This is a genomic window from Finegoldia sp. BIOML-A4 (assembly GCF_009679635.1).
GTDB lineage: Bacteria > Bacillota > Clostridia > Tissierellales > Peptoniphilaceae > Finegoldia > Finegoldia magna.
Map to the genome: position 1 here is coordinate 433,315 of NZ_WKZC01000001.1, position 15,891 is coordinate 449,205.

Annotated in this window: 19 protein-coding genes and 1 pseudogene; 12 read left to right on the plus strand and 8 right to left on the minus strand. The window is 32.6% G+C overall.

The genetic code is table 11. The features are described 5' to 3' along the window. Positions 1-234: 234 nt before the first annotated feature. The 5 genes from GKG01_RS02065 to GKG01_RS02085 form a co-directional block, all read right to left on the minus strand. On the minus strand, positions 235-702 hold the full coding sequence (locus tag GKG01_RS02065) for an AP2 domain-containing protein (protein WP_154271224.1): 468 nt from the start codon (positions 700-702) through the stop codon (positions 235-237). Between the two features lie 10 nt (positions 703-712). After that, positions 713-1,192: a hypothetical protein gene (locus tag GKG01_RS02070; protein WP_154271226.1), complete on the minus strand. Its 480-nt coding sequence runs from the start codon at positions 1,190-1,192 to the stop codon at positions 713-715. A 501-nt stretch (positions 1,193-1,693) separates the two neighbouring features. Further along, complete coding sequence (locus tag GKG01_RS02075) at positions 1,694-2,638, minus strand: transposase (protein ID WP_154274619.1); 945 nt, start codon at positions 2,636-2,638, stop codon at positions 1,694-1,696. After that, positions 2,523-3,668 carry an IS110 family transposase gene (locus tag GKG01_RS02080; RefSeq protein WP_241684766.1) on the minus strand — a complete coding sequence of 382 codons (1,146 nt, stop codon included), beginning with the start codon at positions 3,666-3,668 and terminating at the stop codon, positions 2,523-2,525. The genes GKG01_RS02075 and GKG01_RS02080 overlap by 116 nt, the downstream gene beginning before the upstream one ends. 262 nt (positions 3,669-3,930) lie before the next feature. Beyond that, positions 3,931-4,434 carry a hypothetical protein gene (locus GKG01_RS02085; RefSeq protein WP_154272014.1) on the minus strand — a complete coding sequence of 168 codons (504 nt, stop codon included), beginning with the start codon at positions 4,432-4,434 and terminating at the stop codon, positions 3,931-3,933. Between the two features lie 354 nt (positions 4,435-4,788). On the opposite strand from GKG01_RS02085, the pseudogene saoT reads away from it, so the two are divergent. The 11 genes and pseudogenes from saoT to saoX all read left to right on the plus strand — a co-directional run. Further along, positions 4,789-5,004: pseudogene (gene saoT / locus GKG01_RS02090) on the plus strand (thioredoxin-like (seleno)protein SaoT); the annotation flags it as partial. Further along, positions 4,997-5,212 (plus strand): hypothetical protein, encoded by a 216-nt coding sequence (locus GKG01_RS02095; RefSeq protein WP_094207764.1) that lies wholly within the window; start codon positions 4,997-4,999, stop codon positions 5,210-5,212. The pseudogene saoT and the gene GKG01_RS02095, both read left to right, overlap by 8 nt. A gap of 21 nt (positions 5,213-5,233) precedes the next feature. After that, entirely contained in the window at positions 5,234-5,773 is a 540-nt protein-coding gene (locus GKG01_RS02100) for a hypothetical protein (RefSeq protein ID WP_154272015.1), read from the plus strand. After that, complete coding sequence (gene saoP, locus GKG01_RS02105; RefSeq protein WP_256369399.1) at positions 5,770-6,534, plus strand: ABC transporter permease subunit SaoP; 765 nt, start codon at positions 5,770-5,772, stop codon at positions 6,532-6,534. The genes GKG01_RS02100 and saoP overlap by 4 nt, the downstream gene beginning before the upstream one ends. After that, complete coding sequence (gene saoA, locus GKG01_RS02110) at positions 6,531-7,310, plus strand: ABC transporter ATP-binding protein SaoA (RefSeq protein WP_154272017.1); 780 nt, start codon at positions 6,531-6,533, stop codon at positions 7,308-7,310. The genes saoP and saoA overlap by 4 nt, the downstream gene beginning before the upstream one ends. A gap of 9 nt (positions 7,311-7,319) precedes the next feature. Further along, the gene (gene saoL / locus GKG01_RS02115) at positions 7,320-7,793 is read left to right on the plus strand and encodes a MerB-like organometallic lyase SaoL (protein ID WP_154272018.1); all 474 of its coding nucleotides are present in this window, start codon (positions 7,320-7,322) and stop codon (positions 7,791-7,793) included. A gap of 143 nt (positions 7,794-7,936) precedes the next feature. Then, positions 7,937-8,269, plus strand: a complete 333-nt coding sequence (gene saoD / locus GKG01_RS02120; RefSeq protein ID WP_154272019.1) for a DsrE-related protein SaoD — start codon at positions 7,937-7,939, stop codon at positions 8,267-8,269. 81 nt (positions 8,270-8,350) lie between these two features. Next, positions 8,351-9,436, plus strand: coding sequence for an efflux transporter SaoE (gene saoE / locus GKG01_RS02125; RefSeq protein ID WP_154272020.1), 1,086 nt, complete (start codon positions 8,351-8,353; stop codon positions 9,434-9,436). A 1-nt stretch (position 9,437) separates the two neighbouring features. Continuing rightward, positions 9,438-9,920, plus strand: coding sequence for a Cys-Cys-COOH (seleno)protein SaoC (saoC, locus tag GKG01_RS02130; protein ID WP_154272021.1), 483 nt, complete (start codon positions 9,438-9,440; stop codon positions 9,918-9,920). 37 nt (positions 9,921-9,957) lie between these two features. After that, positions 9,958-10,353 (plus strand): MerR family transcriptional regulator, encoded by a 396-nt coding sequence (locus GKG01_RS02135; RefSeq protein ID WP_094207756.1) that lies wholly within the window; start codon positions 9,958-9,960, stop codon positions 10,351-10,353. 70 nt (positions 10,354-10,423) lie between these two features. Then, positions 10,424-11,674, plus strand: coding sequence for an ABC transporter substrate-binding subunit SaoX (saoX, locus tag GKG01_RS02140; RefSeq protein ID WP_094207755.1), 1,251 nt, complete (start codon positions 10,424-10,426; stop codon positions 11,672-11,674). Positions 11,675-12,166: 492 nt separating this feature from the next. Here saoX and GKG01_RS02150 read toward each other — a convergent pair whose 3' ends face one another. Next, the gene (locus tag GKG01_RS02150) at positions 12,167-12,694 is read right to left on the minus strand and encodes a hypothetical protein (RefSeq protein ID WP_154272022.1); all 528 of its coding nucleotides are present in this window, start codon (positions 12,692-12,694) and stop codon (positions 12,167-12,169) included. 187 nt (positions 12,695-12,881) lie between these two features. Here GKG01_RS02150 and GKG01_RS02155 point away from each other — a divergent pair, with 187 nt between their 5' ends. Beyond that, a complete protein-coding gene (locus GKG01_RS02155; protein WP_154272023.1) occupies positions 12,882-13,709 on the plus strand; it encodes a hypothetical protein in 828 nt (275 codons plus the stop codon). 85 nt (positions 13,710-13,794) lie between these two features. On the opposite strand, the gene GKG01_RS02160 is transcribed toward GKG01_RS02155, so the two are convergent. Both GKG01_RS02160 and GKG01_RS02165 read right to left on the minus strand, forming a co-directional pair. Next, a complete protein-coding gene (locus GKG01_RS02160) occupies positions 13,795-15,090 on the minus strand; it encodes a cell wall-binding repeat-containing protein (protein WP_154272024.1) in 1,296 nt (431 codons plus the stop codon). Positions 15,091-15,125: 35 nt separating this feature from the next. After that, positions 15,126-15,674 (minus strand): hypothetical protein, encoded by a 549-nt coding sequence (locus tag GKG01_RS02165; RefSeq protein WP_154272025.1) that lies wholly within the window; start codon positions 15,672-15,674, stop codon positions 15,126-15,128. Positions 15,675-15,891: the final 217 nt, after the last annotated feature.

A 15,891-nucleotide genomic window follows, 5' to 3' on the forward strand; every position in this document is an offset into this window, starting at 1 on the left:
CCCTTGACTTTTTTATTATTCTTGATATAATTAAATTGTAATTACAATCTATCCAACTTGGAATGTAAATATATTAGTAACTTATCAATTACTATCTAATTTACAAAAATTTTAAAATCTACCCACATTGGAATGTAAAGGTATTTGTAATTATATCTTAAGTAATTAATTTACTTAAAAATTAAAATTTAACCAAAATGGAATTTTGGGGAGCAGGTTTTGCACCTGCTCTTTTTATTTTGTAGAATTATACATATCTAAAATTGGTTTAAAATACATTTCTTCTGCTTTCTTTCGTGCTTTCTTAGCTTCTTCTATATCATCATAAGTTCCTAAGTGTTTTCTTTTACCTTTGAATTTAATATAAGCAATGTATTTTCCGTCTTTTATTTTCGTAACACCTTTAATACCTGTTTTTGAATTTGAACTAACATTTTGTGTTAAGGCATTAATTCTCGTACCCTGAAAACTTAATTTATCATTTGCTTTTTGAGTGTTCTTTCTAATACTTTCTAAATGCTTTCTTGCTCTGTCAGCTCTATAGCAACCACAACTTTTAGTTTTTCCATGTATCAAGTAGAAATCTAAGACCGATACAATATTCCCACAATCACATTTGCATATCCAATGATTTTTTCTGTCTTTGTCTTTTTTGATCACTGTTAATCTTTCAAACTTTTTATCTGTTAGATCTTCTTTCATTTTGTCTCCTTTAAAAATATAATTCTTTTTCATCGCTTCTATAATCTCTTATATCACATACTAATTCATAGCTGTAATCTTCTAATGTATCAATGTATTGTATTAATTGTTCTTTGTCTAATTCTTCAAACATTTCATCGTTACATTTTTCATACATATTTTCTCTAATTTCATCACATTCAACTTCAAAATCATCTCTTAGTTCTTCCTGTTCTTCTTCTGTATCAAAAATTTCTAAATCTTCTTCTAATTTATTTTCTAATTCTTTTTGCTCTAATTCGATTGTTTCTTCTCTTATAGCATCGAAGAACGAATCTTGTACTCTTTCTAAAAAATATTCTCTAAAACCTTCATTCAAATTAATATAGTAGCTTAAGCTTCCGTTTGCTTTTCTTAGATTAAATCTATCAGCAATATATACAACCTTTGCTATTTTTCTTTCTGCAACTTCTCTTAATTTTTCTACTGTTAAATTTTTTAATTCTTTCATGATTAATCTCCTTTATACTTTTTGATTTTTGTAGTATAATTGAGATATCACTTTATTAGTGATATCAGCTAATAGTTGTTAGTTTGTTGATTTTGCGGTCTTCAACTAGCAACTATTTTTTTATACCTCTTTCTAACTTTGTAACTATAGTATATACCTTAAAAGGTATTATGTCAACACTTTTTTCTCAAAAATCTTCAAAATAATTTCAATTTATTACAAAAATTACACAAATTCATTTAAACTTAACTCACACGCCCATTACAAGCTTTTTAAACTTTACCCATATAATCACACCACTACACCTCAAAAAACCTTATATATTCGCTCTGATAAGGTCATTTTCATCTGATAAATCAATTTGCACATAAAAACCTGCTAACAAAAGTCAAGCATAACCTGAAATTAATTTCAGGTTATTTGATTATTTGAGTAATTAAATTAGTGCATGGCAAACAAACCGAGTGTAATCAATCGGTTTTTTTAGTGTAATTTTAGATTTTATGCTACTTTTAATTCTTGTTTTTGGGCTTTTGATTCCATAACTCTTGCATAGTAGATTCTTAAGAATTTGTTTAATCCTGCAAATTTACATACTTTTTTGGCTTTTCCTTCTTTTTCTTTTTTTATCATGTACTTATATATTTCATTTTCTGGTTTTTTAGCACTCATCATACATTTCATTGCCTGGTAGCCCACTTTTCTTAGTATTGCGTTTCCTCTTTTACTTATTTTCCTTTGATCTGATTTAAAGTTTCCTGATTCATATGGCGGTGCGTCTATTCCCATAAAGGATATTAAACTTTTTTTGTTTTTAAATTTTGATAAGTCTCCAAATTCTGCTACTATTTGTACTGCTAATTTTTCTGATATTCCTGAGAATTTTTTTGCTTCTTTATATTCTTCTAAGGGCTCGGATATTTCTATCATTTGTGATAAAATGCTATTTAGAATCTGATTTATTTGTTTTATCAGGTTTATTCCTTCTCTGATATTCGTTTCTATTTTTGAGTTATGGGAAGGTTGTGTTGAGATACTATCCTCTGCTANTGATTCCATAACTCTTGCATAGTAGATTCTTAAGAATTTGTTTAATCCTGCAAATTTACATACTTTTTTGGCTTTTCCTTCTTTTTCTTTTTTTATCATGTACTTATATATTTCATTTTCTGGATTTTTAGCACTCATCATACATTTCATTGCCTGGTAGCCTACTTTTCTCAGTATTGCGTTTCCTCTTTTACTTATTTTTCTTTGATCCGCTTTAAAATTTCCTGATTCATAAGGTGGTGCGTCTATTCCTATAAAGGATATTAGACTTTTTTTGTTTTTAAATTTTGATAGGTCGCCAAATTCTGCTACTATTTGTACTGCTAATTTTTCTGATATTCCTGAGAATTTTTTTGCTTCTTGATATTCTTCTAAGGGCTCGGATATTTCTATCATTTGTGATAAAATNTATTGCGTTTCCTCTTTTACTTATTTTCCTTTGATCTGATTTAAAGTTTCCTGATTCATATGGCGGTGCGTCTATTCCCATAAAGGATATTAAACTTTTTTTGTTTTTAAATTTTGATAAGTCTCCAAATTCTGCTACTATTTGTACTGCTAATTTTTCTGATATTCCTGAGAATTTTTTTGCTTCTTTATATTCTTCTAAGGGCTCGGATATTTCTATCATTTGTGATAAAATGCTATTTAGAATCTGATTTATTTGTTTTATCAGGTTTATTCCTTCTCTGATATTCGTTTCTATTTTTGAGTTATGGGAAGGTTGTGTTGAGATACTATCCTCTGCTAATTGGTAAATGGCTTTTGCTTTGTTTGCATTTGGATGGTATCTCTTTTCTTTTGCCCACCTTTTATATTCTTCTATAAATTCTTCTTCTGTTTTTTCTAATACTAGGTCTTTATGCCACCATTTTTCTAAAAAGTCTAAGAGTTTGTCTTTTGAAAAGTCTCCTGAATTATGTGGTATTAGTTTTTTTATGCCTGGAAATGTTTGATGTATTGTTTGATCTATGTAGTTCATTTGATCGATTCTTAGCTCCATGTAATGTTGGTAGCTTCTGTTTAATTCTTTTAAGATTTTGTAGTTTTCTTCATCTACTTTGTATTCTTCTAATTCTTTCCAATACATTAGTCCATATTCTGCTATTTGTTTTGCATCTATTTTGTCATTTTTTGCTTTTCTAAAGTTTAATGCTCGACAATATTGTTTCATCTTTAGTGGATTTATTACTGCTACAAAGTATCCTCTATCTTTTAATTCATAAAGTATTGGTAGATGATATTTTCCTGTTGCTTCCATTGTTATTTTTACTTCTTCTTTTAATTTTTCTAGTTTCTCTATTAATTCTTCTACTTCTGTTTTGTTTAAAGAAACATCAAATGGTTTCCAAATTATTTTACTTCCTTGTTCTAATGCACAAACTGTGATTTTGTCTTTTGATATATCTATTCCTACAGATATCATAATTTTCCTTCTTTCTTTTTAGTTTGTAGTTTCTACCTGCACCATTACACTCTTTTTAGCTTGTGACACGGACGTTTTGCCCAACCTGCTTAACCGAATATGAATAATGAAAAGGTAGTTGACAGTTTTTGTGGCGGATGTTTCAACCCTAAAAGAGGCTCGTCATACTACTTCTTCATTATACAAAAATAGTGCAAGATAGGAATTACTTCCTTTCTTACACTATTTATGGTACTAAAAACAGGGACAAAACCCTGTTTTACTATCTTGAAGTTGGCGATGTCATTCCTTTGAGCAATTGACCAGTGACAGCGTCTCTTTCATTTTCGTGTCTATGATGTAGTGCGTTGTATTTTACTGTGTATGTTTGCGATTCTTTGTCTAATTTGATTTCCCAATCTTTGATGTCATCTTTATCAAGGGAATTTTCCTTTATTTCCATCTCGAAGATTTTGTCTTCGTCCAAGAATACATTATTCTTTCTTTTTTCTTTTGTTACTGGATCTTCTCCTTCAAGGTCGAGTCCGTTTTGCACTTTAACTCCTTCAGCGCTGACGTTTGCTTCGGAGTCACCGTTTTTTGCGATGATTCCATCTTTTCCGATTTTTGCTTCAGAGTCGCCGCTTTTTGCGATGATTCCATCTTTTCCGATGCTTACTTCTGCATCTCCGTTTTTCATATGTATGCCATTATTTCCAACGTTGTTCACTCCACAAGAACTTAGCATAGCGCATGCCAACAATACTACTAATAATTTCCTCTTCATGATATTGTCCTCCTTAAACCTATTATACCCCTTATATTGATTTGCAACGTGGAAAATGTTTACAAAATGTCAACGATGTGAAAAATTAATTGCACCAAATTCATTTATAGAATATTTCAATAAATGATACGTCTGATTTTCTCATATTTTGCTAATTTGCTATGATATAATAAAGCAGAAGGATAGTATGAGTTATTATAATTACTGGACAAGCATTCGAATTGTGTTTGATTAATTGTTGACATATTTTTTATTTTGCATATAATTGTTAAATGGAAGATTATTGTTATTAGAAGGAGTGAGTGATTGAAGAAAGTACTTGTTGAATTTATTAATACATGACCAAGTTGTGACTCCATAGGGAGAAATGTCAAGGATGTGGCAAAAGAATTTGGGGATAAAGTTGAAGTTAAACTCTATAGTCAAGGCAAGGATATGGAAGCTTTGAGAAAATATGGAATGGTATTTCAAGGAACCATGATTATAAACGAAAAAAAGAAAGTAACTAAATTAAGTATAAAGAACATAAGAAATGAAATTGCTCAGGCGGTTGATAATTTAAATGAATAAAAAAAATAATGGATTTTTAATTAATTTTTTATTAATCGTTGCAATAGTCGCCATTGTAGCACTAATATTTAATTTTCCTGAAAGAGAAGAGAAGGGCACTTTAAGAATTGGTGCTGGCGATGATATGGCAGGATCAATTTTAAAAAAAGTTATAAGTCAAAACGAGTTTGATTTTGAAATTGAGCCGTACTACTTAAAGGACTGCTGAGCGCCAACTGCTCAATGGTCATTGAAATCAAATGTTTATGATGTGGCAATAGTGTGTACTGACGCCGCAGATAAATTCATAGAAGCTAGCGATGATTTTGTTTTGCTTGGAACAGTAACTGAAAATACCGATGTGTTAATTAAAAAAGACAATAATATAACAAAGATCGGACTGACGAGCAATAAAAATTATCTTTCAGATTTTATTAAAGAAAAATATGCGGATGCAGAAATTAAATATATGAATCCTCACAGTTTTGGATACGCCTATGAAAGTGGTCAAATAGATGGATATGTTATAGATATAGGGCTTATTAATTCCAATTTAGAAGGCGAAATTGAAAATGTATCTGATAGTGACTATGGTTCAAATGTAATAATTGCAAATAGAAAAATCCTTAAGGATAAAAAATTTGAAAAGTTTTTAAAAGCTTATAATAAAATGGTTTTGGAATATGATAAAAATCCAAATCCAGATTATTTTGAGTTTAAATTTGGAAAAGATGAAAGGAGGAATGAGATTTGGAAGGTAAAATTAAAAGAAATAGATTTAAAAAAATGATGAAGTCCGATGATTTTAAACAAAAATTATATAAATTTGGCTTTTTAATTCTGTTACTTATAGTTTGGCAAGTTGCCTCAACCAAAATAGGCATACCACTGTTATTGCCAACACCAAAATCTACCTTTACAGAACTTTACGCTAACGTTACAAGTTCAAAAGTTATGACAAATATAGGAATAACAATGTCAAGGGTAGTTAAAGGATGGCTTATAGCTGTTCTTGTAGGAGTTCCAATAGGAATGGCAATGGGCCTATCAAAAATATTTGAAGGTATTTTAGGTGGTGTTGTAAACTCCCTAAGACAAATACCTATGATGGCATGGGTGCCGCTTTCAATTATTTGGTTAGGAATTGGAGATGGTCCAACACTATTTATGATTGCACTTAATGGGGTGTTTCAAGTTATTATGAATACATCTTCAGGAGTTGCATCAATAGATAGGGATTATTATAATGCAGCAAAGAGTATGGGAGCTTCAAAAATGAGTACTTTTGTGAATGTAGTTGTACCAGCGTCCATGCCTCATATTCTTGTAGGTGCAAGGCTTGCCATAGGCGCAGGCTGGATGTCTGTTATCTGAGCGGAGTTCATCGCGACAAGTGCAGGTATCGGTTATGAAATGATGCAAGCACAGTCAATGATGCAGACCAATAGGTTATTGGCGCTTATGATGTTATCAGCATTAATTGGATTTATTTTGGATAGGTTTTTACTTTTATTAAATAAAAAACTTACCGCATGGAGGTATATACGTTGAAATTAGAAGTAAAAAACATATGCAAGGGATTTGAAGAAGATCAAGGAAGAAGAATAGTTTTAGACAATATAAGTTTTAATGTGGAAGAGGGAGAAATAGTAACATTACTTGGACCTTCAGGATGTGGTAAGACTACAATGTTAACCACAATTGCGGGTTTTAAAAAGCAAGACAGCGGGGTTATCCTCTTAAATGGAGAACCAGTTACAAAAGCTGGTCCAGACAAGGCATTTATGTTCCAAAATTATGCACTATATCCTTGGAAGACCGTTGAAAATAATATTCTCTTCCCAATGAAACAGGCGAAGATGAGTTTAGAAGAACAGAGAAAAAGACTGGATTACCTACTGGAAATCTCTAGACTTAAAGAGTATAAAAATCTTTATCCTCATCAAATGTCTGGAGGTATGAAACAGAGAACTGCTTTGGTAAGAGCATTGGCAGTTAGACCAGAAATACTACTGATGGACGAACCCTTGGGGGCGCTGGACATTGAAATGAGACAGAGCCTTCAAAATGAGTTGATTGATATATTTAGAAGAGAAAAGCTTACTGTGATAATAGTAACTCACGATGTAAGTGAAGCAATTTATTTATCTGATAGAGTAATTTTAATGTCAACAAACTATGGAGAGATTATTCTTAATGAAAAAATAGAGTTAGATAGCCCGAGAAACCCAGAGGATGAAAAATTCAAAGAATACGTAGGGCTTTTATCTAATAAATTTATTGAAGCAGGGAGAAGGAAAAAAGAAAGGAGTGGAGGTGAATTTTGAAAATAATTAATGAAAACATCTATTGATATAAAAGACGTTGAATGTAATGAAGAGATTTTAACACCTGAAGAACAAAAAGACAGAATTGGTATTTTAAATCTTATGGTGGATGAAGGTGGAGTACTTCCGATTTCAAAATGTTCAAAGTTTAAAATACTGGACAGTTTGATAAAAAAGAGAAAGCTTATATTAGATGAGGAAGGCAAAGAGATACAATTTGCATATCCAGTTTCAGGACTCCCAACATCACATCACATTACATTGAAAGATGGAAGAGAGTTTTACTCAATGTGTGCCATAGACTCCCTTGGATCCTACTTTACATTTTGGCAGGACTTGGAAATTGATTCCGTATGTTCCACAAGTGGAGAACCAATTAAAGTAGTGGTAAAAAATGGGGAGATTGTTTATAAAAGCAGTCCAGATATTCATTGTATCCATGTGGATTTAAACGAGTTTGATGATTGGTCAGCATGTTGCTGAAACGTAATGAACTTTTTTCTGGATGAAAAAAAGATGAAGGATTACTTTGAAGACAAAGAATTAGATTATGAAACAACCTATGGATTAAGCTTAGATAAAGCTTTTGAAGTAGGCAAAAAAATATTTTATAGTGAGGTATTGAAATGAGAGTAGCTTATGTTGTTAGTTCAAGCAATTCCAGAAAGATTTTAAGGGATATGATTATTCCTCAAATGGAAGCTGGAGAACATGTTGCAGAAGTCGTAGGAATGTTCTTTGTTTTTGACAATACATTTATGTTGTTAGACAACACCGACTTGGGAGGAAGAATTCAAAAGTTAATTGATGAGAAGGACATGGTAGTATTAGCATGTGATCAATGTGTCTATGAAAGAGAAATTGAAGACAAGCTAATCAAAGGAGCACATATAGGTTGTTTCCCTATGTTATATGGACTTTTGAAGGATGCAAATTTAGATCAAGTTATAACTATTTAAGAGCTTGACAGAATTAAAACCGGTGGTACGGTTTTTAATTCTAAACAACATTAAAGTTAGCTTTAGAGTTTGGAGAGATAGATGTTTGACTATATTAAAGAGATAATTTTAAGATCTGTGGAGTTACTTAACGGAGCTTCAACATGGCTTGTAATTAGCTTACTCATAGCAGGTCTAATGAGAAATATAATTTCACCAGTAAGACTGCAAAGGTCACTGGGAAATACAAAGATATCCTCAATATTTAAAATAACTGGATATTCAATGCTACTTCCAGTATGTAGCTGTGGCTCTGTTCCAATAGGAATAAGTCTTTATTATTCGGGGGCGTATGCTGGACCTACTTTAGCATTCCTAGCTTCGTCACCGGTATTAAACCCTGCGGCGTTAATACTTAGCTTTGGACTACTGGGAAAAGAGATAGCTCTAATTAATATTTTTGCAGGAATCACATTACCTATAATAATTGGAATTATAGGCAACTTAGTTTCTGGTAAAGAACTTAGAAATGAAGTGGTTGCAGAAGAGATAAACCATATAAATTTAGAAGAGGAAAAGAAAAAAAGTCTTAAGATAAAAATATCAGAAGGAATGGAATGGGTGAGAAATGACTTTGCCATTACACTTAGTAAGTATGTTGTATATGGAATGTTGTTTGGAGGTTTTGTATTAACAATTTTCCCAGAGTCATTTATCCAAAAATACCTTGGAGACCCAGGTCTTTTATCACTTTGGAATGTTGCAGTACTTGCGGCGTTGATGTATGTGTGTGCAGTTGGTCATATACCTTTGATTGCAGCGTTAATTGCATCGGGAGCATCCCCTGGAGCGGCAATAACATTCTTGATGGCAGGAGCTGCAACAAATATTCCTGAAATAATTAGTATTGGTAAGATGATTGGAAAGAGAACTGCAACAATTTATACTGTGGTTATTTCTGCATATGCTATGTTTATCGGATTTATGACCAATAAGTTATTAATGCCAGGTTTTCAAAGGCAAATGGAATATGATGAAGTTACAAATGCTATAAACTATGCGAACAAGATGATGTTATCATTCCCAGAATGGGTTAAGTACGTTTGTTCTGCAATTGTTTTTTACTTTTTCCTAAAATCAGTATTCTTTAAATTAAGAACTTACTATTATTCAAAAAAGGACAATTAATATGAAGGCAGAAAAGAATAAGAGTATAATTTTAAGGAAAGTCTTAATCATAATTCTTGCTTTGCTTTTAGGTTATTTTGGATACAGGAACAATATAAAATATAAAAAGGTCGACTTCGGTGTTGAAAAGGATCATTACTTGTTGCAGGCGTTTTATGATGAATTTCCAGGAAAAGAAGTTGTAAAATGTAAGCTTGCAGATGTATCAGGTAACGGCAAAAATGACCTAATTATTATTTTTAGAAGGACTAAAGAGGCAAATCACTTAGTAGTAGCTATTGACTCAGGAAAAGGAATCTATTTTTCAGACGAAAGTAGAGCTCCATATGAAAACCAAAAAATTGAAATTAAAAACGTAGATAATAAACCGCCAAATGAATTTGTTGTAAGTGGTTCTAAAAGGGGACAATATGGTTATGGTATCTTTAGAATTGAAGACAAACATCTTCACAATTTGTTTTCAGAGGGCATGGGTATTTGCTGATAGGATTTTTTTACTTGAGGTCAAGTAAGGAGATATTATGAAAGTTAAAGAGGTATGCGAATTAACAGAACTTAGTGACTCTGCAATAAGGTATTATGAAAAACAGGGGTTACTAATGGATGTTAAAAGGTTGGATAATGGTTATAGAGATTATAATGAGTCCCATGTGGAAAATTTAAATTTTATAAAAAAAGCAAGAAATTTAGGTTTTAGTCTGGATGAAATAAAAGATATTATTATGCTTAAGAGAAGTGGGAATTCAACTTGTAGCTATGTAACTAGCCATATGCGAAGAAAGATTGAGGATATTGATAAAGAGATAAATAGATTAAAGCAAGAAAAGGAACTTTTAATCGAACATCTTCAAGAAGGAGATACAGTAAGTTGTTGTAAAGGACATTTTTGTCATTATATTGAAGGATTAGATGAATAACGCTTGACCATTAACTTAAGTTTAAGGTTTATAATAATTATATAGATATATCAATAAAAGGAGGTTAATCATGAAAAGAAAGATTTTATCTATTTTACTTATTTCATGTATGCTATTTTCACTTACAGCATGTAAAGATAATTCAACTGGGAATGTTGAAAAAGTAGCATATGATGCAAAGGCTGTAGCGGCAAAGTATAACTTGCCAGAAATCCCTGAAGCCGACAAGAATCTAAAGATTCAAATGGGATACAATAACTGTGACCATATGGTAGCAGCTATTGTTGGAGAACAAGCGGGAATTTATAAAGCTTTAGGATTAAATGTTACAGTTACAAAGACAAATAACACAAACATAGCACAAGCAATGACAACAGGTGAAATGCACGTAGGTTATATGGGTATTGAAGGGGCATTAAATGCAAGAAATGAAGGAGCTCCTATAATCATGGCGGCTGCAAATCACCTTGGAGGATCAAGATACTTAGTTGTATCTAATGACATTAAAGATCCTAAGGACTTAGTTGGTAAAAAGTTAGCTATCACAGAAGATCCTGAAAATGATCCTGAATGGATTAAATGGGCATCTAAACTTGGAATACCAACTGAAAAAGACAAATATCAAATTGTAAAGATGGGACAAAAAGATGCCCCTATGGCACTTAAATCAGGACAGATTTCAGCATTTTCATGTTGTGACCCATATGCTTCACAATGTGAATATCAAGGACTTGGAAGAGTTGTTGCTGTAGGCTGGGGTGGAACAATTGATGAAACTAAAGAAAAAAATGACCATAAACATGGTTGGGGAATGTGCTGTATATATGCAATGAATGAAAACTTCAAAAAAGAACATCCAGAAGTTGCACAAAGACTTTTAGTAGCACATTCAATGTCACTTAAATACTTATACGAACATCCATATAACGCAGCAATGATGTTTGCAGACGGATTTGGTACAGCACCTGAAGTTGGTCTTATGACAATCTATATGAAGACCATTGCAGAAGGTAGAACACTTACTTGGGAATTTAATCAAGAAAATATTGATAACTTTGTAAAACAATACGATGAATACAAGATTGATAAAAAATTTAGACCAAAAACTGATAAGCTTGGTGAATTTGTAAATCTAAATTTCGTTAAAGAGTCAGGAATAGAATCCTTCAGTGATTTTACTAAGGAAGATAAAATTGATGAAAAATTCCCTATAGGAATTAGCTTTGAAGATTGGTTAAAGAAAGCTAAGGAAATTGATGGAATTAAGAATGAAGTCGGAAATGACATTAAAATTCCAGAAGTTTATAAGGAACAAAAATAATAAAAAGGTCGGAGGAAACTGACCTTAACCCCAAAATCCGGAATACGGATGGAGGGGTTTTTGTTTGCCAAAATACACAAAAGAATTTAAAATAAAATTAGTACTAGAATATTTATCAGGAGAAACTGGCGGCCGGGAAAGAGTAGCAAGAGACACGTAGGTGAATGATAACAAACATCTCGACCGAATATCTAGACTACAAAAATAAATAAATTCTAAGCTTGTGAACCTAAAATTGTGAACTCATGCTACGCACTCAAACAGCACAATTTTTTAACGGTTCACTTCGCTTGAATTTATGCTTATTTTTTCCGTATGATATTCTTAGCTTCGATTGTTTGCTTAGACGAACACAAGAGTGGGGATTGCAACACGAACGTAGGTCAGATCTTTCGCAAAGGCAAGAATAATCGCCACACCCACGTTCATCTCCTAACCACCAAAATGAACACAAAAAAACAGGGAGTATTCCCTGTTTTACAATTTTATGCACTATCTTGAAACAGCTGATGTCATTCCTTTTAACAAATGACCTGTGACAGCGTCTCTTTCATTTTCGTGTCTTTGATGTAGTGCTTTGTATTTTATTGTGTATGTTTGGGATTGTTTGTCCAATTTGATTTCCCAATCTTTGATGTCTTTTTTTTCAAGGTAATTTTCTTTTAGTTCCATTTCTTTTATTTTGTCTTCGTCCAAGAATACATTATTCTTTCTTTTTTCTTTTGTTACTGGGTCTTCTCCTTCAAGGTCCAATCCGTTTTGCACTTTTACTCCATCTGTGCTGACATTTGCTTCTGAGTCGCCGTTTTTTGCGACTATTCCGTCTTTTCCTATATTTGCTTCTGAGTCACCGCTTTTTGCGATGATTCCGTCTTTTCCGATACTTACTTCTGAGTCGCCGTTTTTGATATGTATGCCGTCTTCTCCAGAAGTTTTCACGCCAGTATTTCCAACGTTTTTCACTCCACAAGAACTTAGCATAGCGCATGCTAATAAAACTACTAATAATTTCCTCTTCATGATATTATCCTCCTTAAATCTATTATACCCCTTATACTGATTTGCAACGTGGAAAATGTTTACAAAATGTCAACGATGTGTCAAACAAATTACAACAAATTTATTTATAAATTATTTCAATAAATGCCACGTCTGCTTTTTCTCATATTTACTATTTTGCTATGGTATAATAAAGTTGGAGGATAGTATGAGTTATTTTAATTACTGGACAAGTGTTCTGGTGGTGTTTGCAATTATATTTTTGTTTGCCAGAACGATTTCAAATGAAAAGCAAATTGTCGCATTTTTTTCGAAATTAATCTACGTTGTAATTATTCCGGCGAATATTGCGATTAGTTTGAGTGAACTTACGTACAAGAATTTCAACATCAAACTTGGTGTGTTTTTTGTGTATTTGTGGATATTGTCTAAGATTATGACGATGATTTTCCAAATCAACACTAAGGACAAGGATTCGTTGGAACCTGCGTTTATTTTCTCAAATATTATTGTTATGAGGCCGTTTTTGCAAAATGTTATGGACAAGAATATTATGAACAATCTGATTATAATTTCTTGTGTGATTTATCTTGTGTACATGCTTTACAAGAGAATTTTCAATGTGACAGACTTTTTGATGGCGATGGGCTTTTCCGTAGCTTTTTGTATTAGTGCGATTTACAAGTTTTCATACATACTAACTCCTCTAAAAATCATTCAATCGACAAGTTCAGTTGTGATTATAATAGCATTTGCACTTGCAATTTCAAGCATTGATATGAAAAGTTTGTTTGATTTGACATCCATTATGCTTACTGTTGTGAATTTGCTGATAATTCCAGTGTTTACATACGTCGTTGTGAGTGCTGTGACGAACAATCAGCAGTTGATTAAATCTATAATTATGTACATTGCGATTGGCCCAGCTTTTGTGATTTCGTCTGATTTTTACAAGAAAACGAAGACCAGAATTACGGAGCTTGGATTTTTGCTGTCGGTCGTTACGGTGTATGTTTTGAATTATTTGTTTTTTTAAATAATCTAGTAAATAGGCGAGACAATTCGCCTATTTTTTGTATCAAAAAAAAGAGGACAATGTCCTCTTCTAATTCATTTCAATGTTATTCCAATGGTCTGTAATCTTCAGCCAATGCGTCTCTCAAATAAACAAATAATTTGTCGTATTCTTTGATTGAGTTGTAGTATTTGTTGTTAGGAAGTACGTAGTATTTTTTGTAATCTTTTGTGAATGCTTTGATGAGCCCTCTTCCTTGTTTATCTACAAGTGGCTTGTCTATGTCTAGTCCCGATATCAATATTACTTGTGTGGAGTAATTGTTCTTGGTAACTGTGTTGTATCCACCGATTGTAGTCAATTTGTAGATGGAGTTGGTGTCTTTCATATATTCTCTAACTGAAAGTGGTAGGACGTCTTTTTTAACAAGCAAGATTGGCGCTTTGATTTTTTGTGCAACTGTAGATGATACAAGTGCATCTGCGAACACTTCTCCGCTTGTAGTGATAACTTCCGCTGGATTTGCGTTAACTCTCTTAGCGACCTCAACGCTGGATTCGTATCTGTCCACACCTGCAAGTCTTGTGACACGTTTTTTAGTTAAAGCTTCGATTTGGTTTTTAACAGATTGATTTACAGATATTTCTCCACCGACTATTGTAACGCTGTCGATATTTCCGATTGATTGTATAAATTTTCTCGTAGATTGTGATAATCCTTCGTTACTTACAAGCAAGATTGGGGCGTTTTGGTGTGCTGCAAGGCTTGTAGCATACAATGCATCTGCATAATTTGTCCCTGCTGCAAATATCAAATTCGTAGTATTTGCACGTGTTCTAGCAGACTCTGCTGATGTGTCGTAGCGGTTATTTCCCATAATTCTAGTGATTTTGGCGTGTGGAAAGTTCTTTCTCAACTTATTTTCAACTTTTTTGCTGATAGTATTCACACCACCCATCAGATAAATCTCGTCCAAGAACATCTTGTCAAGCGCTGATTTGGTCTCAACAGATAATGAATTCTTGCCAGTGTACAAAAGTGGGTATTTGCCCATAGACACATTCGTCGCACTGATTGCATCGGGATATGCGTTGTCGTTTACAAGAATAACCTTGTTCGTATTCGCAAAGTAATGACGTTGCACATTCACTGCGGTCTTCGCTCTGTTTTCACCTTGGAACCTTTGGTGAATCACATTTTTGAACACACCATCTTCATTAGTGGTGATTTCTTCCTGTTTTTTCTCGTTTTTAGTTTGTTCATTCGTATTACTTACGTTCGTTTCATTTGTACTTGATTCTACTTTTTTAGAAGGCGTATTACTTGGGCTATCCTTATCTGCAGCACTAACCACAGGAAAGCTCAACATACACACAAGCATCAAAGCCACCAATTTTTTCATAAAACTCTCCTTATTAATTTCCAACTAACACACGACTAATTCACAACGATGAAGAACAACAAAGTTGTACCCATCAGAAAACCAATCGCACTCATAACAATCTTCACAATAGCAGCAGTTACAGTAGCCTTGTTCAAAAAAGAAGGCTTAAATTTGTCATACATCACAACGCTGTACACAAAACCCGAAATCACATTCACAATCACACTAACAACTGGAATTCTAGTGTTAAACATAGAAGATAGCACAATCGTAACCAAAGTGTACACACTAGCCTTCGCCAAAAATTCTGCGTTCGAAATCTTTGCCACCATATCTTTTTTTAAAAAACTAGTCGCAATCCAAAAACTCAACACACACGAAAAAGGTGTCATAACAGTCTTCGAAAAATACGACAATGGAAGGGATAAACTTAGAAAATCCTGCGACGAATTAGGAGGGCTTATCCTCATCCACAACATAAATGAAAGTAAACTAATAACTCCTGAAATAATCAGCGTGAACATCCACGCACCTTGTTTCTTTTCTATTGTTTTAATATGTTTTTGCAAACGTGAAAACACTTCACCATAAAATTTTTCCATAAAAACTCCTCTTAATTTATACATTTATTATAACCCAGTACAACAAAGCATTCAATAATCGGATTTCATAAGATTAATCACTAAATACATTTTTATAACAAAAGAATAACATACTACAACGTTTTGAATACAAAATGAATAAAATAAAAACAATCAAGACAAAATAAAGAGAAAAAAAGGATTTTGATTGACGTTTGTATTCATTTTAAAGTATAAT